Origin of the sequence: Sphingomonas pituitosa NBRC 102491, from assembly GCF_001598435.1 — a bacterium.
GTDB classification, from domain to species: Bacteria; Pseudomonadota; Alphaproteobacteria; order Sphingomonadales; family Sphingomonadaceae; genus Sphingomonas; species Sphingomonas pituitosa.
Genome location: NZ_BCYY01000033.1, coordinates 1 through 18,127 on the forward strand (window position 1 = coordinate 1; position 18,127 = coordinate 18,127).

Annotated in this window: 17 protein-coding genes and 1 tRNA gene; 10 read left to right on the plus strand and 8 right to left on the minus strand. The window is 69.2% G+C overall.

Features of this window, described 5'->3' with window-relative positions; genetic code table 11:
* Positions 1–3: 3 nt before the first annotated feature.
* On the plus strand, positions 4–939 hold the full coding sequence (locus SPI01S_RS19910; protein WP_084253625.1) for a ribose-phosphate pyrophosphokinase: 936 nt from the start codon (positions 4–6) through the stop codon (positions 937–939).
* A gap of 33 nt (positions 940–972) precedes the next feature.
* On the opposite strand, the gene SPI01S_RS19915 is transcribed toward SPI01S_RS19910, so the two are convergent.
* The gene (locus SPI01S_RS19915) at positions 973–1,728 is read right to left on the minus strand and encodes a sulfite exporter TauE/SafE family protein (protein ID WP_066726811.1); all 756 of its coding nucleotides are present in this window, start codon (positions 1,726–1,728) and stop codon (positions 973–975) included.
* A 62-nt stretch (positions 1,729–1,790) separates the two neighbouring features.
* On the opposite strand from SPI01S_RS19915, the gene SPI01S_RS19920 reads away from it, so the two are divergent.
* Together SPI01S_RS19920 and SPI01S_RS19925 are read left to right on the plus strand one after the other, a co-directional pair.
* Entirely contained in the window at positions 1,791–2,114 is a 324-nt protein-coding gene (locus SPI01S_RS19920) for an antibiotic biosynthesis monooxygenase family protein (protein WP_066726813.1), read from the plus strand.
* Between the two features lie 18 nt (positions 2,115–2,132).
* Entirely contained in the window at positions 2,133–3,425 is a 1,293-nt protein-coding gene (locus tag SPI01S_RS19925) for an MFS transporter (protein ID WP_066726815.1), read from the plus strand.
* 27 nt (positions 3,426–3,452) lie between these two features.
* Here SPI01S_RS19925 and SPI01S_RS19930 read toward each other — a convergent pair whose 3' ends face one another.
* Both SPI01S_RS19930 and SPI01S_RS19935 read right to left on the minus strand, forming a co-directional pair.
* Complete coding sequence (locus tag SPI01S_RS19930; RefSeq protein ID WP_066726817.1) at positions 3,453–3,728, minus strand: hypothetical protein; 276 nt, start codon at positions 3,726–3,728, stop codon at positions 3,453–3,455.
* A 181-nt stretch (positions 3,729–3,909) separates the two neighbouring features.
* Positions 3,910–3,983: transfer RNA gene (locus SPI01S_RS19935), tRNA-Gln, on the minus strand.
* Positions 3,984–4,161: 178 nt separating this feature from the next.
* On the opposite strand from SPI01S_RS19935, the gene SPI01S_RS19940 reads away from it, so the two are divergent.
* The 3 genes from SPI01S_RS19940 to SPI01S_RS19950 all read left to right on the plus strand — a co-directional run bounded on the left by SPI01S_RS19940 (position 4,162) and on the right by SPI01S_RS19950 (position 6,600).
* Complete coding sequence (locus SPI01S_RS19940) at positions 4,162–5,199, plus strand: Ppx/GppA phosphatase family protein (RefSeq protein WP_066726819.1); 1,038 nt, start codon at positions 4,162–4,164, stop codon at positions 5,197–5,199.
* A gap of 17 nt (positions 5,200–5,216) precedes the next feature.
* Positions 5,217–5,909 (plus strand): RlmE family RNA methyltransferase, encoded by a 693-nt coding sequence (locus tag SPI01S_RS19945; protein WP_066726821.1) that lies wholly within the window; start codon positions 5,217–5,219, stop codon positions 5,907–5,909.
* A gap of 94 nt (positions 5,910–6,003) precedes the next feature.
* Positions 6,004–6,600 carry a DUF4269 domain-containing protein gene (locus tag SPI01S_RS19950; RefSeq protein ID WP_066726823.1) on the plus strand — a complete coding sequence of 199 codons (597 nt, stop codon included), beginning with the start codon at positions 6,004–6,006 and terminating at the stop codon, positions 6,598–6,600.
* Here the strand turns inward: SPI01S_RS19950 and rpoZ are convergent.
* Entirely contained in the window at positions 6,588–6,932 is a 345-nt protein-coding gene (gene rpoZ, locus SPI01S_RS19955) for a DNA-directed RNA polymerase subunit omega (protein ID WP_066726831.1), read from the minus strand. The two genes, SPI01S_RS19950 and rpoZ, sit on opposite strands and share 13 nt — an antisense overlap.
* A gap of 150 nt (positions 6,933–7,082) precedes the next feature.
* Between rpoZ and SPI01S_RS19960 the strand changes: the two genes are divergently transcribed.
* The gene (locus tag SPI01S_RS19960) at positions 7,083–8,315 is read left to right on the plus strand and encodes a phospholipase D-like domain-containing protein (RefSeq protein WP_245653699.1); all 1,233 of its coding nucleotides are present in this window, start codon (positions 7,083–7,085) and stop codon (positions 8,313–8,315) included.
* Between the two features lie 8 nt (positions 8,316–8,323).
* On the opposite strand, the gene SPI01S_RS19965 is transcribed toward SPI01S_RS19960, so the two are convergent.
* The 4 genes from SPI01S_RS19965 to ku all read right to left on the minus strand — a co-directional run bounded on the left by SPI01S_RS19965 (position 8,324) and on the right by ku (position 15,249).
* Positions 8,324–9,214 (minus strand): transglutaminase family protein, encoded by an 891-nt coding sequence (locus SPI01S_RS19965; RefSeq protein WP_066726834.1) that lies wholly within the window; start codon positions 9,212–9,214, stop codon positions 8,324–8,326.
* The gene (locus SPI01S_RS19970) at positions 9,214–11,694 is read right to left on the minus strand and encodes a circularly permuted type 2 ATP-grasp protein (RefSeq protein ID WP_066726836.1); all 2,481 of its coding nucleotides are present in this window, start codon (positions 11,692–11,694) and stop codon (positions 9,214–9,216) included. The genes SPI01S_RS19965 and SPI01S_RS19970 overlap by 1 nt, the downstream gene beginning before the upstream one ends.
* A 170-nt stretch (positions 11,695–11,864) precedes the next feature.
* On the minus strand, positions 11,865–14,390 hold the full coding sequence (gene ligD / locus SPI01S_RS19975) for a DNA ligase D (RefSeq protein WP_066726838.1): 2,526 nt from the start codon (positions 14,388–14,390) through the stop codon (positions 11,865–11,867).
* The gene (ku, locus tag SPI01S_RS19980; protein WP_066726840.1) at positions 14,383–15,249 is read right to left on the minus strand and encodes a non-homologous end joining protein Ku; all 867 of its coding nucleotides are present in this window, start codon (positions 15,247–15,249) and stop codon (positions 14,383–14,385) included. Before ku ends, ligD begins: the two co-directional genes overlap by 8 nt.
* 96 nt (positions 15,250–15,345) lie before the next feature.
* Here ku and pdxH point away from each other — a divergent pair, with 96 nt between their 5' ends.
* The 3 genes from pdxH to SPI01S_RS19995 all read left to right on the plus strand — a co-directional run bounded on the left by pdxH (position 15,346) and on the right by SPI01S_RS19995 (position 18,087).
* Positions 15,346–15,924: a pyridoxamine 5'-phosphate oxidase gene (gene pdxH / locus SPI01S_RS19985; protein ID WP_066726842.1), complete on the plus strand. Its 579-nt coding sequence runs from the start codon at positions 15,346–15,348 to the stop codon at positions 15,922–15,924.
* A complete protein-coding gene (locus tag SPI01S_RS19990; protein WP_066726844.1) occupies positions 15,921–16,868 on the plus strand; it encodes a cation diffusion facilitator family transporter in 948 nt (315 codons plus the stop codon). Before pdxH ends, SPI01S_RS19990 begins: the two co-directional genes overlap by 4 nt.
* Positions 16,869–16,968: 100 nt before the next feature.
* A complete protein-coding gene (locus SPI01S_RS19995; RefSeq protein WP_245653703.1) occupies positions 16,969–18,087 on the plus strand; it encodes an MFS transporter in 1,119 nt (372 codons plus the stop codon).
* Positions 18,088–18,127 lie beyond the last annotated feature (40 nt).

Here is an 18,127-nt window from a genome sequence, read left to right on the forward strand (position 1 = left end):
TCTATGAAACTCATGGCCGGCAATTCGAACCTGCCGCTGGCGAGCGCCATCGCCGACTATCTGGAGATTCCCCTCACCCAGGCGAACGTCCGCCGCTTCGCCGACGAGGAGATCTTCGTCGAGATCCTCGAGAACGTCCGCGGCGAGGACGTGTTCGTGCTCCAGTCGACCAGCTATCCGGCGAACGACAATCTGATGGAGCTGCTGATCATGATCGACGCGCTCCGCCGCGCGTCGGCCAAGCGGATCACCGCGGTGCTCCCCTATTTCGGCTATGCCCGCCAGGACCGGAAGCCCGGGCCCCGCACGCCGATTTCGGCCAAGCTGGTCGCCAACCTGATCACCACCGCAGGCGCCAACCGCGTCCTCTCGGTCGATCTGCACGCCGGGCAGATCCAGGGCTTCTTCGACATCCCGACCGACAATCTGTTCGCGGCGCCGGTGATGTCGGCGGACATCCAGACGCGCTTCATCGACAAGCAGTGGATGGTCGTCTCGCCCGACGTCGGCGGCGTGGTGCGCGCGCGCCAGCTCGCCAAGCGGCTGGACAACGCCCCCCTCGCGATCGTCGACAAGCGGCGCGAGCGTCCGGGTGAATCGGAAGTGATGAACATCATCGGCGAGGTGAAGGGCCGCTTCTGCATCCTCATCGACGACATCGTCGATTCGGCCGGCACGCTGTGCAACGCCGCGGCGGCGCTGAAGGCGGCGGGCGCCGAGGACGTCGTCGCCTATTGTACCCACGGCGTGCTCTCCGGCGCGGCGATGGCGCGCGTCGCCAAGTCCGAGCTGCGCGAGCTGGTGATCACCGACTCCATCGGTAATCACGACGTGGTCGCCGCCGGCGAGAAGGTCCGCCACCTCACCATCGCGCCGCTGATCGCCGAGGCGATCCGCCGCATCGCCGACGAAAGCTCGGTCTCGAGCCTGTTCGACTGAGCCGACCTGGCCCCTCCTCCTCGGAGGAGGGGCTTAGCCCTTGGCTACCGCCTCCCAAATCAGCGCACCGCCCACCGCGATCATCAGCACATAGATCGCAGTGTAGAAGCGTTCCGGCGACACCCGCCGCACCAGCCACACCCCTGCCAGCGTCGAGACCAGCGCCAGCGGAAACAGCACGGCCGAGGTCAGCAGGTTCGCGGGCGTGAACTGGCCGAGCGCCCAATAGGCCGGTACCTTGATCCAGTTGGTCGCGGCGAAGAAGAGCGCGGTCGTCCCCACCAGCCGGTCGCGCGGCAGGCCCCGCGGCAGCACCCAGAGCTGGAAGGGCGGCTGCCCTGCATGGGCGATCTGGCTGGTGAAGCCCGAGGCGACGCCGAACAGGCTGCCCACCCATTCGGGCCAGCGCGCCGCCATCGCCGGCGTAGCCCGCCCGCTCCCCCACAGCCGGTACAGCCCGAACAGGATCGAGATCGCGCCCACCGCCGCCAGCACCAGCACCGACGACACGCTCGCCGCGAAGCCATAGCCGAGTGCGATCCCGGCCATCGATCCCGGCAGCATCCACGCCAGCAGCCGCCAGTCCACGGTGCGGCGGAACGCCCAGACGCTTACCACGTCCTGCAGAATCAGGATCGGCAGCGTGATCGCCGCCGCGCGCACCGGATCCATCGCCAGCGCCAGCAGCGGCAGCGACAGCGCGCCCATGCCGGCGAACCCGCCCTTGGACAGGCCGAGCAGCAGCACGGCGGGCACGGCGAGCGCATAGAAATGCCAGTCGGTGATCATGCGTTCGCTTTCGCAGGGCTCGTACGGATTGCAAAGTGCCGCGCGCCTTCTACGATTCACGTATGGGAGAGGATCGTACAGGCCAGATCGCGGTGCTGTTCGTGTCGAAGCGCACCGACGAAGATGCCGCCGGCTATGCCGCAGCGGCAGACGCGATGGTCGCGCTGGCGGCGGTGCAGCCGGGCTATCGTGGCATCGAATCGCAGCGCGGCGCCGACGGCGTCGGCATCACCATCAGCTACTGGGCCGACGATGCCAGCGCTATCGCCTGGCGCGACCATCCCGAGCACGCCGCGATCCGCGCGCAGGGCCGCGCGCGCTGGTACGAATGGTATGAGGTGATCGTCACCCGGGTCGAGCGCGGCTATCGGTGGCGCCGCGCATGAGCCGCGCATGAGCCGCGCATGAGCCGCGCGATCGACCGCGATTTCGCGCTGCTGTTCGGCGTGATGCTGATGATCGCGGCCGGCAACACGGCGCTGCAATCGATCCTGCCGGCGCTCGGCCGCTCGCTCCATGCCGCCGACAGCGCGGTAGCGGCGGTTTTCTCGGTATCGGCGCTCTTGTGGATGCTTACCGCACCGTTCTGGGCCGCGCGCTCCGAAAAGGCGGGGCGGCGATCGATGGTGCTGCTCGGCATTCTCGGCTTCACGGCGTCGCTGGGGCTGTGCGGGCTGTGCCTCGCGCTCGGCATCAACGGCGTGCTGAGCCCCTTCGCCACCTTCGCTGCCTTCGTGGTGGGGCGGATGCTGTACGGCGCCTTCGGCTCGGCCGCGCCGCCGGCGGTGCAGGCGATCGTCGCCGCACGTACCAGCCGCGAGGATCGTACCAAGGCGCTGACCCTGCTCGCCTCGGCCTTTGGCCTCGGGACGATCCTGGGCCCTGCCGTCGCGCCCTATCTGGTGATGGGGCATCTCTGGCCCGGCGGGCCGCTGATCGGCCTTTCCGGCCCCGCCTTCGCCGCCAGCGTGCTGGGAATGGTGCTCTTCGTTGCCGTGCTGCGGCTGCTGCCGCGCGAATCGGGAACGGTCGAACATGGCGCGACCACGAGCTACCCGTCGATCGGCGGGCAGGGCACCGGCGCCAGCGTCGCCGCAGCGGTGGGCGAGCATGCCGAGGATGTCCGTACCTTCGATCCGCGGGTGCGCCCCTGGATGATCGCGGGGCTTGTCGCGGGACACGCCCAGGCGATGACCGGCCAGGCGATCGGCTTCCTGATCATCGATCGGCTTGCGCTTGCCCCCGCCGCCGCGCTGGAGCCGACCGGCCTGGTGCTGATGATCGGGGCCGGCGCCTCGCTGCTCGTCCAATGGGGGCTCATCCCGCTGCTCGAGCTGAAGCCGCGGGCACTGATTCTCGCCGGGGCGGCGCTGGGCGCGCTGGGCTGCCTGGCGACGGCGATGGCGGGATCGCTCTACGGCATCGCGCTCGGCTATGCGACCATCGCGCTGGGCATGGGCTTCGCGCGGCCGGGGTTCACCGCCGGCGCGTCGCTGGCGGTCGGCCCGCATGCGCAGGGGTCGGTGGCGGGCCGGGTGACCTCGATCAACGGCGCGGCGTTCGTGCTGGGGCCGTCGATCGGCGTGGCGATGTACGAATATTGGGGGTCGCTGCCCTTCCTGGTCGCGGCGGCCGCCCTGGCGGTGATGTTCGGCTATGGCTGGGTCGCGACGCGCCAGCGATTCCCACATCCCTGAGCACCGGGCGACTCCCCCGGGAGCGGATCAGGATCGTTCGCGCGGACGATCGTCCTCCGTCAGTTCCACGACTTCGAAATCGTAGCGGGCCCAGCCGCGCTGGCGGGCAGCTTCCTCGGTCGCCGCCCGCTTGCCGGTCGCTTCCTTGAGCGATTTCGCGTGCCCCCAGAAAACCTCGGTGCGGCCGCCGCCCAGTTCCGCGACGATGCGCCAGTAATGGGTAAACGGTGCGGACGTCGGCCCGATCGTCTTCACATAGCCGTCTGCCAGGGTAGCGGTCAGATATCGTCTTCGCTTCGCCATGGGACTCTCTGCAGGACGACGCCCGTGCGTGAAGGCCGGAACGCCGGTTTTGCGGGTAGCGCCCAGCCTGTCCGACGTCGAGGCGCATCGCCAGGGGAGGGCTCCCGCCCCAGGCGGCACCGCTCATCGGTTCACGCATCGGCGAACATCGTGGCAGTTTCAGGGAGGCTGGGAAGCCGCTTGGATGCCCCGTGAGGATTCGAACCTCAATTGACGGAGTCAGAGTCCGTAGTCTTACCTTTAGACGACGGGGCACCAGGCAGGTCGCGCCAGATAGGGGGATGCGGCGGCCATGTCAACGCGCAATCGCGCGCTCGCCTTGCGCTGCCATCTTTGCTCGTCTAGCCTCGCATCCAAGCACCGGCCGGACCGTTTTGGTTCGGTGACGGAAGAAGATAAGTGAGTTGATGTGATGGGGGATGGCTCCGCCAGAATGCCCCGCGGGAGGCGCGTTTCCGCCGCCCGCCCTGCGCCGCCACCGGCCGCGAAAGGGCAGGCACCGCGCTGGCCCGAAGCGCGCCATTATGCCGCGCTGGACCTGGGTACCAATAACTGCCGATTGCTGATCGCCCGCCCGCAAGGTTCCGGCTTTGCGGTGATCGATGCCTTTTCGCGAATCGTCCGGCTCGGCGAGGGGCTGGCGACGACCGGTCGCCTGTCCGATGCGGCGATCGAGCGCACGCTCGCCGCGCTGCGCATCTGCGCGGACAAGCTCAAGCGCCGCAACGTCGCGCTCGCCCGCTCGGTCGCGACCCAGGCCTGCCGCCAGGCCGAGAACGGCGCCGAGTTCATCGAGCGCGCCTATCGCGAGACGGGAATCGCGCTCGACATCATCACCGCCGAGGAAGAGGCGCGGCTGGCGGTGCTCGGCTGCCATGCGCTGCTCGAGCCCGGGGACGGACCGGCGCTGGTGTTCGACATCGGCGGCGGTTCGACCGAGCTGGTGCTGGTCGATTCGCATGCGCCCATCCCGCGCATCCTCGACTGGCACAGCGCGCCCTGGGGCGTGGTGTCGCTGAGCGAGGCGACCGGGCAGAGCAAGGCGGTGAGCGCCGATGCCCGCGCCGCCGCCTATGCGGACATGCGCGCACGGGTACGCGATAGTTTCGCGCCGTTCGTCGCGCGGCTGCGCCCGCCCAAGGGCACGCCGCGGCTGCTCGGCACCAGCGGCACGGTGACGACGCTGGCCAGCGTGCATCTGGGGCTCGCCTCGTACGATCGCTCGGCGGTCGACGGGCTGATCGTGCCGAGCGCGGCGATGCGCGAGGTGAGCGCGCGAATCGCCGCGATGAGCGTCAAGGAACGCGCGCAGGTGCCGTGCATCGGCAACGAACGCGCCGATCTGGTCTCGGCCGGCTGCGCGATCCTGGAGACGATCCTCGACATCTGGCCCGCGGAGCGGCTAGGCATCGCCGATCGCGGCATTCGCGAAGGCATCTTGCGGCGGCTGATCGGCGGCGCGCCCTTATAGGTTGTGAGGAAGAAGCGATGAGCAGGGGCGGTGGCCGCGGCCATGTCCGCGTGCGCACGGCGCGCGGCCGTACGGCGCAATCGACGCGCTGGCTGGAACGCCAGTTGAACGACCCCTATGTCCGGCGCGCCAAGGCCGAGGGCTATCGCAGCCGCGCGGCGTACAAGCTGACCGAGCTGGACGAGAAATTCGGCTTCCTGAAAGGTGCAAAGCGCGTCGTCGATCTGGGCGTGGCGCCCGGCGGCTGGACGCAGGTGGTGCGCCGGGTGCTGCCCAAGGCGGCGGTGGTCGGCATCGACCTGCTGCCCGTCGACCCGATCGAGGGCGCGACGCTGCTCCAGATGGACTTCATGGACGATGCCGCGCCCGACCGGCTGATCGAGGAACTGGGCGGCGCGCCGGACCTGATCCTGTCCGACATGGCCGCGAACACGGTGGGCCATCCGCAGACCGATGCGCTGCGCACGATGGCGCTGGTGGAAACCGCGTTCGACTTCGCGATCAAGACCCTCGCGCCCGGCGGCGATTTCGTCGCCAAGGTGTTCGCCGGCGGCGCCGATTCGGCACTCATCGCCGAAATGAAGCGCGCCTTCACCACCGTGAAGCACGCCAAGCCCCCCGCGAGCCGCAAGGGATCGGTGGAATGGTATGTGGTGGCGCAGGGCTTCAAGGGCCGGGCGGAGAGCGCCGGTGGGGCCGAAGAAGAATAGCGTTTTCAAAAAGGCGACGGTTTTGACGCGCCGCTTGCCCCGTACCGCAAAGGCGGTCTCCTGCTTACCCGGGTGAGGAGGCGGTTGCGACCACATGACCCATTCTCCGCTCCGTCCGCCCTATGCCGAAGCGCTCGCGCAGAGCGGGATGCTGACGCGGCTCGCGGCCTTCGACGCGCATGTCGCAGGCACGCCGCCGCTCGGCCTCGACCTGCCCGACAGCGACATCGGCCTCCTCTGCCATGCGCCCGATCCGCACCGCTTCGCCGCAGCGGTCTGGGCGGCCTGCCGCGACCTGCCCGGTTTCGCGATGTGGCAGTGGCAGGGCCGCGACCGCCCCGTGGTGGCGCGCTTCCACTGCGCGGGCTGGCTGTTCGAGCTGTTCGGCCAGGCGCGGCCGGTCGCCGAGCAGCTCGGCTGGCGGCACTTCGCCATCGAGCGGCGGCTGCTCGCGCTGGGCGGCGAACCGCTTCGTGCAGCCGTGATGGCGCGGCGGCACGCGGGCGCCAAGACGGAACCCGCCTTCGCACAGGTGCTGGGGCTGGCGGGGGACCCCTATGCCGCGCTGCTCACGCTCGAAGGTCTCGACGACGAGGCGCTGCGCCTGCGGATCAGCGCATCAACAAAAAGGGCCGGCGTTTCCGCCAGCCCCTTTGTTGTTCGTTCGACCAAAGGCGATCAGCCCTCGTAGTCGCCGCCCAGATTCTGGTTGCGCGGCGGGGCTGCGGCGGTGAGGCGGAGCGCCTCGGCCTGCGCCTGGATCGAACCGATTTCGTCGGGGGCATCCTCGTCGTCGACGCGGACGCGCTGCAGGCTGGCAATCACCCCCTCCTGCAGATGATCGGGACGCACGGTCTCTTCCGCGATCTCGCGCAGCGCGACGACCGGGTTCTTGTCGCGATCGCGATCGAGCGTGAGATCGGCGCCGCCGGAAATCTGCCGCGCGCGCTGTGCGGCGAACAACACCAGGTCGAACCGGTTGGGAACCTTGTCGACGCAATCCTCGACTGTGACGCGCGCCATAAAACGCTTCCTTGGGATAGGGGTGTCCGGAAAGACCGGCCAGTTAGAGGCCGGCTGCCGAAATGTCAAGGAAAGCGGCCGCGGCGCCGGGGGCGAACCGATTGGCGGCTGAACCGTTGTCTGCGCGTCCGAGCAGGAGAAACGATCCCGATGGCGCCCTATGCCGATGCCGAACCGCTTGTCGCGGGCGCCGATCCGACCCATGGCGCAGCGATGCCGCCGCTCGCCCAGCCCAGCTTCACCGTCGACGGAAACCGCCTCACGCTCCTTCCCGAAGGCCCGGAGCGGCTGCGCGCGCTGCTGGCCCTGATCGCTGGCGCCGAGCGCACGCTGCGCGTGCTCTATTACATCTATCTCGACGACACGGCCGGCGCCGCGGTGCGCCAGGCGTTGATCGACGCTTCCGCGCGCGGGGTGCGGGTCCATCTGATCGTCGACGGCCTGGGCAGCGAGCATGCCGAGAGCAACGCTTTCTTCGATCCGCTGCACGAAGCCGGTGTCGAGGTGTGCCGCTTCGTGCCGCGCTGGGGCCGGCGTTACCTGCTGCGCAACCACCAGAAGCTGGCGCTTGCCGACGAGGCACGGGTGATCGTCGGCGGGTTCAACATCGAGGACGATTATTTCGGTACCGTCGCCGAGCAGGCGTGGCGCGACCTGGGGCTGCTGGTCGAGGGTCCGGCGGCCGAGCGGCTGACCGGCTATTTCGACGCGCTCGCCGACTGGGCGAAGCGTCCGCGTGCGACGCTGCGGTCGCTGGGCAGGACGCTCAAGGCCTGGAGCGAGCCCGACGGGCGCGCGCGCTGGCTGCTGGGCGGGCCGATGCGGCGGTTGTCGCCCTGGGCGCGGGTGGTGAAGCACGACATGGAGCGGGCGAACACGCTCGACCTGATCGCCGCCTATTTCGCCCCCAGCCCGGCGATGCTGCGGCGGCTCGACAAGGCCGGGCGGCGCGGGCGGGTGCGGCTGGTGCTGCCGTCGAAGCTGGATCACACCGCCGCGATCTGGGCGGCGCGGTTCACCTATGCCGGGCTGCTGCGCAAGAAGGTGCAGATCTTCGAATATCAGCCGACCAAGCTGCACACCAAGCTCTATGTGATCGACGACGTCGTCCATATCGGCTCGGCCAATTTCGACATTCGCAGCATGTTCCTCAACCTCGAGCTGATGCTGCGGGTGCAGGATCCCGCCTTCGCCGCGCATGTCCGCAGCTATGTCGACGGCGAGATCGCGCAATCGGAACGGATCACGCCCGAACTCTACAAGGCGCGCACCGGCTGGTGGACGCGAGTGAAGCAGTTTGCGGCGTATTTCGTGATGGCGGTGCTCGATTATCGCGTCACGCGCCGGCTGAACTTCGGCGACAAGGGCCCGGTGGAGCACTGATCGCGCGGTCAGGGCGCCCCGGTCTCCAGCGGCTCCACGTCCACCGACACGTGCATCGCCTGCGCACCCGAGCCGAGCACGATGCCGTCGATCGGCGCAATGTCGGCATAGTCGCGACCGATCGCCATGACGATGTGGTCCTCGGCCATCCAGATGCCGTTGGTCGGATCGACGCCGACCCAGCCGAGATCGGGCCCGCCCCACAGCAGCACCCAGGCATGGGTGGCGTCCGCGCCGACCAGCCGTGGCTGGCCCGGCGGCGGCAGCGTGCGCAGATAGCCCGAGACATAGGCGGCCGGCAGCCCGGCGGCGCGCAGGCCCGAGAGCATGATCTGCGCGAAATCCTGGCAGACGCCGCCGCGTTTCGCGAACGCCTCGTGCGGCGGCGTGTCGACCAGCGTGGCGGTGGGATCGAAGGCGAAGTCGCGCTGGATACGCTGCGCCAGCGCGATGCCGGCGTCGAGGATGCCGCGATCGGGGTGCAGTTCCTCGGCACACCAGGCGGCGATGTCGCGGTCGAGCGGGATCAGCGGCGAGGGAAACAGATAGGCGGCGGGGCCCGCCGGCGTGGGATCGCCGCTGTCGCGCGCCCAGGCGGCGATCTGGGAAATCGTCGGGTCGCTGGCCGCGGGAATCGGAATCTGCCGTTCGACGCGCACCTGCGCGCTGCTCTCGATCGTCAGGCTGTTCGCGGCATGCTCCACCACCAGCCGCACGACATTGGCAAGCCCGGCCTCGGCGCGGGCCGGGTAGGTGCGGCCGCCCGGCTGGATGCTCAGCGCATACTCCTCGATCATCTGGCCGGACCAGAGAATCGGCTTCAGCCGCAGGTTGCAGCGCGCGAAGGCGACCGGCTGGGCATAATCGAACCGCGTCACATGGCGGATGCGGTACAGCATCATGCGAGCACGAGCCCCGCCGCGCGCAGCGGCTCGGCGCCGTGCAGGAAATAGCGGCGGGCGACGGCCTCGGAGAGGCTCCACAGTCGCGACTGGAGATCGTCGAGCCAGGCATCGTCGATCGCGGTGGCGCGCGCGGTGACCAAGGTAGCGGCGATGCTGCGTGCCTGTTCCTGCTGCGGCTCGGCCAGGCCGTCGTCGGAGAGCACCGGCAGCGCGTTGAGGTGCGCCGAAATCGCCGCCGCCTGGAAGGACAGGCCGCGCGGATTGCCGGGATCGAGCGCGAGCAGGTCGAGCACCGGCACCCGGGCGATGCCGGTCAGGTAGCGCTGGCGATAGCTGATCTGGCTGTCGGCCAGGTCCAGCAGCGTCGAGAGATCGTCGGCGGTCGCCTGCGGCCCGCCAAGGGCGCGGAGGAAGCCGATCGTCGCCAGCGCCCGCTCGATGCGACGGCCGAGATCGTGGAAGCGCCAGGCATCGGTGCGGCCCATATGCTCGCCCGCCTGGCCCGCCAGCGCGGAATAGCGCCGCTGCAGCGATCCGGCGCGATCGAGCAGCACGCCGCGTTCCGGGAAGGGCGCATCGAGCAGGCGGATCATGTCGGCGGAGAGCCGGTCGCGCGAGACCGCGCCGATCGAGCGGGCCTGGGCATTGATCGCACGGACGCTGGTCCAGCCTTCGCCCGATTCCAGCGCGGTGCGGGCGAGCTGGGTGAGATCCTGCCGTTTCAGGCCGCGGGGGGGCGGGGCCGCCCCTGCTCCCACCACCAGCTGGGCGAGCCGATCGACGGTCTCGGCAGAAAGTGCTGCGCCGGTGTCCGCGCTGATCGAGTGGCCCAGCAGCACGCGGAGCACCGACAGCAGCGCCTCGCCCCGCTCGAGATAGCGGCCCAGCCAGAACATGTTGTCCGCCACTCGGCTGGGCAGCGTGCCGGGGTTGCGACGCAGCTGGGTCGAATCGCCCGAGGGGAGCAGCGAGACGGGCGCCACCGGATCGGGCCCGTGGATGCAGACGTCGGCCGACCAGCTGCCTTCGCCCATCACCGCGGCGCGGGCGTCGGCATGGTCGCCGATCCGGGCGAAGCCGCCGGGCAGCACCGTCCAGTGGCCGGCGGCGTCGCGCGCGGCGAAGACGCGCAGGGTGAAGGGGCGCGGGGCAAGCCGGTCTTCGGCGACGAACGGCATGGTCGAGAGGCAGACCACCTCCTGCCCGACATAATCCTGCGGCCGGCGGGTGAGATCGTCGCGCAGCGCGTCGCGCGCCGCCGCGTCGAGATGCGCGCCGAGCACCGCCTTGCCCCCCGGCAGGCCGAGCGGCGGCGTGCCGAAGGCGGGGGCGATGAGCATCTGGTCGAGATTCGCCGCGACCTGTGCGGCTTCGGCAGGCTGGCCGCACCACCAGGTGGCGATGTTGGGCAGGCGCAGCGGCTCGCCGAGCAGGATCTCGCTGAGCCGCGGCAGGAAGGCGGCGAAGGCCGGCGCTTCGAGCAGGCCGGCGCCCGGCGCATTGGCGATCACGACATTGCCGGCAACCGTCGCGTCGATCAGCCCGGCGACGCCGATGGAGGAATGCGAGTCGAGTGCAAGCGGATCGAGATAGCGCGGGTCGAATCGGTGCCACAGCGCATCCACCCGCTTCAACCCGGCGATGGTGCGGACATAGACCCGGTCGTCGAGCACCGCGAGATCGGCGCCCTCGACCATCAGGAAGCCGAGATAGCGGGCGAGATGCGCCTGTTCGGCATAGCTCGCGGTGAAGCGGCCGGGGGTAAGCAGCGCCATGCGCGGTTCGGCGCGGCGGCAGGCGGCGGCGATTCCGTCGCGGAAGGCGGCGAAGAAGGGCGCGTGGCGCTCGATGTTGAGCCGGCCCTGCAGGCCGCCCAGCGTCCGCGCCATCGCCAGCCGGTTCTCCAGCGCATAGCCGGCGCCGGCGGGGGCGCGGAGATGATCGGCGAGGACCCGCCAATGGCCGTCCGGACTGCGGCACAGGTCGAAGGCGACGAAATGGAGATGATGCTCGCCCGGCGGGGTCAGATGGGTGAGCGGGCGCAGGAAGAAGGGGCTGCCGGTGAGCAGCGCCGCGGGCAGATGGCCATCGGCGATCAGCCGGGTCGGGCCGTAGAGGTCGCGAAGCAGCAGCTCCATCAGTTCCGCGCGCTGGGCAATGCCGGCCTCGATCCCGCGCCATTCGATCTGGTCGATCAGCAGCGGCACGGGGGAGAGCGGCCAGGGGCGCTCGTCGCCCTCGTCGCCGATGCGGTAGCCGGTGCCGATGTCCTCGGCATGCCGATGCGCGCGTTCGCGGGCGATCGTCAGCCCGTCGCCCGAAAGCCCCGCCAGCTCCTCGAACAGCGCGCTCCATGCTGCGCCGGTTTGCGCGCACAGAACATCGCCGGCCGGTGCCTGGCCGCAATAATCGGTGATCCAACGATCGGCGATCGTACCGGCGTCGAACAATCCGGCCTCGGCAAGGCTGGCCACAGCTGCGTCCCTTTCTCGGCGGAGGTGATGCGGGAAACCATGGTGCCATGCAACACGGGAGATGTGCGGGACCGATCAGCCGAGCCGGGCGCACGTCCTCCCAGCGTCTTAACCCCCGCCCTGCCGCGTGCGTTGCAGCAGGGCGGATGAAATGCGCAAGATGGCGCGGGTTACAGGTCGGGAAGCGTCTGGTCCGCCGTCCCCCAGCCGCGCAGCGCCCGGCTGCCGGCGCGATCGAGCAGCGCGGCGGCGTCCTTGATGGTGAAGACATGCGCGCTGTCGATGGCGCGCAGCTCGGTCCAGGTGACGGGTGCCGCCACCGGCGCATTTTCCCGAGCGCGGGCGACATAGGGCAGCACCGCCGTCGCGCCGCGCTGGTTGCGCAGATAATCGATGAAGATGCGGCCCGTCCGGCTGGCTTTCTTGATGTTGGCGGTGAAGCGCTCGGGCTCGGCCTGGGCCAGCGCGCGGGCGAAGCGCTCGCAGAAGCTTTTCGCCGCCGGCCATTCGGCGTGCGGCACCAGCGGCACCACCACGTGCACGCCCTTGCCGCCGGAGAGCAATGGCCAGCTGGTCAGCCCGATTTCGGCGAGCTGTTCCTTCAGATATTCCGCCGCCTTCTTCACCACGCCGAAATCGAGGCCTTCGTCGGGATCGAGATCGAACACCAGCCGATCGGGTTTTTCGACATCGGCGACGCGCGATCCCCAGCCATGGAACTCGATCGTGCCCATCTGGACGCAGGCGAGCATGCCGTCGACGTCCGAGACGTAGAGATAGGGCTCGATCGAACCATCCTTCTCGCGGATGTCGACATGGTGGACCTGCTCGCCGAAGCTGCCGGCATCATGCTTCTGGAAGAAGCATTGCTTGGCGCGGCCCTGCGGGCAGCGGACCAGGCTGATCGGGCGCTCGCCGAGCCAGGGCAGCGCGATCGGCGCGATCGCCGCGTAATAGTCGGCAAGGTCGCCCTTGGTCAGCTTCGATTCGGGGAAGATCACGCGGTCGCGGCTGCTGATCTTGATCGTGGAAGGGGCGGCCTCGGCCAGTGCAGCCGGCTCCTCGGCGACCACTGTGTCGGCGGCCTTGTCCTCGCGCAGGCCGAGGAAGCTGGCGTGGCGCACCACCTTTTCGGCGGTGAATTCGGCAAAGGCGATCTCGGCGACCAGCTCCGGCTTCACCCAATGCGCGCCCCGCGCTTCGGGACGGGGCACCTTGGCGGCCGGCTTGTCGACGGCGAGCGCGTCGAGCCGCGCGCGCACCGACAGCAGCGTGTTGGTGTTGAAGCCGGTGCCGACCTTGCCGGCATAGACGAGGCCGTCGGGCCCGTTCACCCCGAGCAGCAGCGACTTGAAGCCGCGGCCCCGGGCGGTGGAGGCGGTCCAGCCGAGGATCACGAATTCCTGGCGGTGCGTGCACTTGATCTTGAGCCACGCCTTGCTGCGGGTGCCGCGATAGGGCGCATCGGCGCGCTTCGAGACGACGCCCTCTAAGCCTTCGCGGCACATGCTCTCGAACAGCTTCTCGCCATTGCCGAGAATGTGTTCGGAGAAGCGGATGCGATCGTCGGCGCCCTCGAGCAGCGCGCGAAGGCGCTCCTTGCGGTCGCGCTGGGGCAGGGCGGTCAGGTCCTCACCACCCTCGGCGAGCAGGTCGAAGGCGAAGCAAGTCAGTCCCGCGCCGCCGGCGGAGATCGCCTCCTGCAGGGTGGAGAAATCGGGCTTGCCGTCGTGCATCGCGACGATCTCGCCGTCGATCAGCGCGCCGGGCGGCAGGGTGGCGGCGGCTTCGGCGATCCCGGGGAACTTCGCGGTCCAGTCGAGCCCGGAGCGGGTGTAGATCCTCGGTCCGCCGCCGCCCGTGGCGATCAGCGCGCGGTAGCCGTCATATTTGATCTCGTGGAGCCACTGGTTGCCGGTGGGAACGGTATCGACCAGCGTGGCGAGCTGGGGGGACCGGAAGGGCGGGACGTTCGAGGTGCCTGCCTTTTTTCCGCGCTTCTTCGCCGTCGCCCCAGCGGAAGCTGGGGCTTCCCCGAGGCTGGGCGAGCGCTTCCCTCCGCTACGGGAGACGCCAGCTTTCGCTGGCATGACGGGAGGTGCGGGCGCGGCATGGGGCGCGGCGCCCTCCGCGATCTCCTGCATCGTCCGGCCGGTGGTGACGCTGGTCAGGCCCGCCTCGACCAGTTCGTCCGTCGGGCCGGCATGGTCGTCGTCGATCTTGCGGAGCAGCCAGTTTTCGGCCTTCTCCTTGCCCCTGGGCTTCAGCCGGATCAGCAGCCATTCGCCCTGCATCCGCTCGCCATGGAGCACGAAATGGAGATGGCCCTTTTCCAGGTCCTTGGCGCTCTTGCCGGGGATCGGCTCCCAGGTGCCGGCGTCCCACAGCATCACCGTGCCGCCGCCATATTGGCCCTTGGGGATGGTGCCTTCGAAATCGGCATAGGACAGTGGATGGTCCTCGGTGCGGACCGCAAGCCGTTTCTCGTCGGGGTCGAGGCTGGGGCCGCGCGTCACCGCCCAGCTTTTCAGCACGCCGTCCACTTCCAGCCGGAAGTCCCAGTGCAGCCGCGTCGCGTCGTGCTTCTGGACGAGGAAGCGGTTGCCGCTGCCCTTGGCGACCTCGCCGGCGGGCTCCGCCGTCCTGGCGAAGTCCCGCTTGGCGTTGTAGCGGGCGAGGCTGTCGGGCTCAGGCACGTTTCTTCGCCGCCGGCTTCTTGGCCGGTGCCTTCTTCGCCGGTGCCTTAGCCTTGGGGGCGGGCTTGGCATCGCCCGGGCCCAGCGACTTCTTCAGCGCCGCCATCAGGTCCACCACGTTCGATCCGCGACTCTCCGGCTTTTCCGGATCCTCCAGGATCTTGGCGCCCTTGGCCTTTTTCTTCTTCTCGATCAGGTCGCGCAGCGCATCGACATAACGATCGTGAAACCCCTTGGGATCGAAGCTGCCCGACTTCTTCTCGATCAGCGTCTGCGCCAGGTCGAGCAGTTCGGGATCGGGTTCGCTGTCCGGTATCTCGCGGAAATAGCCCTGCGCCTTCTGCACCTCGTCGGCATAGCGCAGCGTCTCGAGGATCATGCCGCGCCCGCAGGGCTTCAGGCTGACGACATATTCGCGGCCGCGCATCGCCAGCTGGCCCAGCCCCACCTTGCGCGCGCGGCGCAGCGCCTCGCGCAGCACGATGAACGCCTCTTCGGCAAGATCGTCGGCCGGCACCACGAAATAGGGCCGCTCGTAATAGAGCACGTCGATCTCGTCGGCATCGACGAACTGGGTGAGCTCCAGCGTCTTTTTCGATTCGAGCTTCACCGCGTCGATCTCGTCTTGCTCCAGCAGGACATATTCGCCCTTCTCGATCTCATAGCCCTTGACGATCTCGTCCGGTTCGACCGCGCCCACGCCGGGCGCGACCTTCTCGTACTTGATCCGCTGGCCGCTCGGTTCGTGGATCTGGTGGAACGCGATCTGCGCGCCGGATTTGGTGGCGGTGTAGATCTCGACGGGAATCGAAACGAGGGCCAGCCGGATCTGTCCCTGCCAATAGGCACGTGCCGCCATGCGGAAGTCTCCTCGTTGCAGGCCCGATTCAATTCCCCAAAGTCCAGTGTGTTCCGCCCATCGCAACGGCGGCGTTTAGGTTGTAGAGGCACCCCCATGAGCACCGATCCATTTGCGCTGTTCCACGACTGGTACACCGAGGCGCGTACCACCGAGATCAACGATTCCAACGCGATGGCGCTGGCCACGGCGGATGCCCAGGGGCGCCCGTCGGTGCGGATGGTGCTGCTGAAGGGCTATGACGAACGCGGCTTCGTCTTCTACACCAATCGCGAGGGTCGCAAGGCCGGCGATCTTGCCGCCAACCCGCATGTCGCGCTGCTCTTCCACTGGAAGTCGCTGCGCCGCCAGATCCGCATCGAAGGGCCCGTAGACTTGGCCAGCGACGAAGAGTCGGATGCCTATTTCGCCAGCCGCAGCCGCGATTCGCAGCTCGGCGCCTGGGCCTCGGATCAGTCGCGCCCGCTCGATGCCCGCGCCACCTTCGAGGCGCGCTTCGCCGAGGTGCAGGCGCGGTTCGAAGGCCAGCCGGTGCCGCGCCCGCCGCATTGGGGCGGCTACCGCGTGACGCCCGAGCGGATCGAATTCTGGCTCGACCGCGAGCATCGCCTGCACGAGCGGCGGGTGTTCACCCGCGCCGGCGACGGTTGGTCGGAAGGCATGCTGTTCCCGTGACCAACCTCGCCCGCCGTGCGGCGATCGCCAGCGTGTGCAGCGCGCTCTTCCTGGGCGCGATCAAATCCTATGCCGCGGTGAAGACCGGATCGGTGGCGGTGCTGGCGAGCCTTGCGGACTCCGGCCTCGATCTCGTCGCATCGCTGGTCACGCTGGGCGGGGTTCACTGGGCCTCGCAGCCGGCGGATGACGAGCACCGCTTCGGCCATGGCAAGGCCGAAGCGCTGGCGGCGCTGTTCCAGGTGGCGATCATCGCCATTTCGGGCTTCGCCATCCTGCTGCGCGCCGTGCAGCGGCTGATGCAGAGCCAGACGAGCGCGCATCCCGCCGACGGCATCGCCGTGTCCGTGATCGCCATTGTGGTGACGCTGGCCCTCACCCAATATCAGCGCTCGGTGATCCGCCGCACCGGCTCTATCGCGATCACCACCGACAGCATCCATTACAGCTCGGACCTGTACCTCAACGCCGCGGTGATCGGCGCGCTGGTCAGCGAAAGCTATCTGGGGCTGCGCGGTGCCGACCCGGTGTTCGGCATCGCCATCGCCTTCTGGCTGCTCTGGGGCGCCTGGCGCGCCTCGGTCGCGGCGATCGACCAGCTGATGGACCGCGAATGGCCCGAGGAGAAGCGGCGCCGCTTCGTCGAGATCGCCGCGACGCACCCCGAGCTCAACAGCCTGCACGACCTGCGTACCCGCACCAGCGGCAACCGCGATTTCGTGCAGTTCCATGTCAGCATGCGCCCCCGCATGACGATCGCCGAGGCGCACGACGTGGTCGAGCGGCTGGAAGGCGCGCTGGGGCAGGCCTTTCCGGACACCGAGATCCTGATCCATGTCGATCCGGACGGCCATGTCGACGAGCCGGACAATGCGATGGCCGAGACCAATCTGCTCGACGAGAGCGGGCCCCAAACCATCGGCCCCCAAACCATCGGACAGTAACAAGCGGCGACGTCGCTTCCTATCTGTGCGTCCCAACGCCTGAGGAGTCGCCGCTGTGAACGCAACACCCGCCCCGCTCGGCCGCGGCCTTACCTTCGCGATGGCGGCGGCGGCCGGCATTGCGGTGGCCAATATCTACTACAACCAGCCGCTGCTCGGCATCATCGAGCGCGACCTCCCCGGCCAGCCGGCGGGGCTGGTGCCGACGGCGACCCAGCTCGGCTATGCGGCGGGGCTGTTCCTGCTGGTGCCGCTGGGCGATCTGCACGAGCGCAAGCGGCTGATCGTGCTCCAGTTCCTCGTGCTGGCGGGGGCGCTGGTGGCGGCGGCGCTGGCGCCCAATGCCTGGATGCTGATCGGTGCGTCGCTGGCGGTGGGCGCGGCGGCGAGCGTGGCGCAGCAGATCGTGCCGTTCGCTGCGCACCTCGCAGATCCGGCAAAGCGCGGGCAGACCGTGGGCACGGTGATGGCGGGGCTGCTCTGCGGGATCCTGCTCAGCCGGACGCTGTCCGGTTTCGTCGGCACGCACCTGGGGTGGCGCGAGATGTTCTGGCTCGGCGTGCCGCTGGCGCTGGGCACCGCGGCGGTGATGGCGTGGCGGCTGCCGCGCAGCGAGCCCGAGGCGACGCTCGGCTATGGGGCGTTGCTCGGATCACTGGGTAGCCTGTGGCGGGAATTCCCGGCGTTGCGGCTGGCGGCGATCACCCAGGCGCTGCTGTTCGCGGGCTTCACCGGCTTCTGGACGATCCTGGCGCTGTATCTGGAGACGCCGCGCTTCGGCATGGGCGCGGACGTGGCCGGGCTGTTCGGCGTGGTCGGCGCGGCCGGAATCCTCGGTGCGCCGCTCGCCGGGCGGATCGCCGACAGGACTGGGCCGCACCGGGTGGTGCTGCTCGGCGCGCTGCTCGCGGTGGCGAGCTGGCTGCTGTTCGGGCTGTGGGCGAGCATCGCCGCGCTGGTGATCGGCGTCGTCGTGCTCGACTTCGCGGTGCAGAGCGCGCTCGTTTCCAACCAGCACATCATCTTCGCACTCCGGCCCGAGGCGCGGGCGCGGCTGAACACCGTGCTGATGGGATCGATGTTCCTCGGCGCCTCCGCCGGCTCGGCGACCGCCACCTATGCCTGGGGCGCCGGCGGCTGGACCGGGGTGGCGCTGCTCGGCGGCGGGCTCTCGCTGATCGCCGCGCTGTTGCAGCTGGTGAATCGCCGAAAGCGGTAATGCGGGGAACAGCCGCCGCTGCATGTCGTTTGCCTGCCTA

Bases quoted from the DNA above. Each gene is read 5' to 3' on its own strand.
- SPI01S_RS19910 (WP_084253625.1), top strand. From the start codon at position 4: ATGAAACTCATGGCCGGCAATTCGAACCTGCCGCTGGCGAGCGCCATC.
- SPI01S_RS19915 (WP_066726811.1), bottom strand. From the start codon at position 1,728: ATGATCACCGACTGGCATTTCTATGCGCTCGCCGTGCCCGCCGTGCTG.
- SPI01S_RS19920 (WP_066726813.1), top strand. From the start codon at position 1,791: ATGGGAGAGGATCGTACAGGCCAGATCGCGGTGCTGTTCGTGTCGAAG.
- SPI01S_RS19925 (WP_066726815.1), top strand. From the start codon at position 2,133: ATGAGCCGCGCGATCGACCGCGATTTCGCGCTGCTGTTCGGCGTGATG.
- SPI01S_RS19930 (WP_066726817.1), bottom strand. From the start codon at position 3,728: ATGGCGAAGCGAAGACGATATCTGACCGCTACCCTGGCAGACGGCTAT.
- SPI01S_RS19940 (WP_066726819.1), top strand. From the start codon at position 4,162: ATGCCCCGCGGGAGGCGCGTTTCCGCCGCCCGCCCTGCGCCGCCACCG.
- SPI01S_RS19945 (WP_066726821.1), top strand. From the start codon at position 5,217: ATGAGCAGGGGCGGTGGCCGCGGCCATGTCCGCGTGCGCACGGCGCGC.
- SPI01S_RS19950 (WP_066726823.1), top strand. From the start codon at position 6,004: ATGACCCATTCTCCGCTCCGTCCGCCCTATGCCGAAGCGCTCGCGCAG.
- rpoZ (WP_066726831.1), bottom strand. From the start codon at position 6,932: ATGGCGCGCGTCACAGTCGAGGATTGCGTCGACAAGGTTCCCAACCGG.
- SPI01S_RS19960 (WP_245653699.1), top strand. From the start codon at position 7,083: ATGGCGCCCTATGCCGATGCCGAACCGCTTGTCGCGGGCGCCGATCCG.
- SPI01S_RS19965 (WP_066726834.1), bottom strand. From the start codon at position 9,214: ATGCTGTACCGCATCCGCCATGTGACGCGGTTCGATTATGCCCAGCCG.
- ku (WP_066726840.1), bottom strand. From the start codon at position 15,249: ATGGCGGCACGTGCCTATTGGCAGGGACAGATCCGGCTGGCCCTCGTT.
- pdxH (WP_066726842.1), top strand. From the start codon at position 15,346: ATGAGCACCGATCCATTTGCGCTGTTCCACGACTGGTACACCGAGGCG.
- SPI01S_RS19995 (WP_245653703.1), top strand. From the start codon at position 16,969: ATGGCGGCGGCGGCCGGCATTGCGGTGGCCAATATCTACTACAACCAG.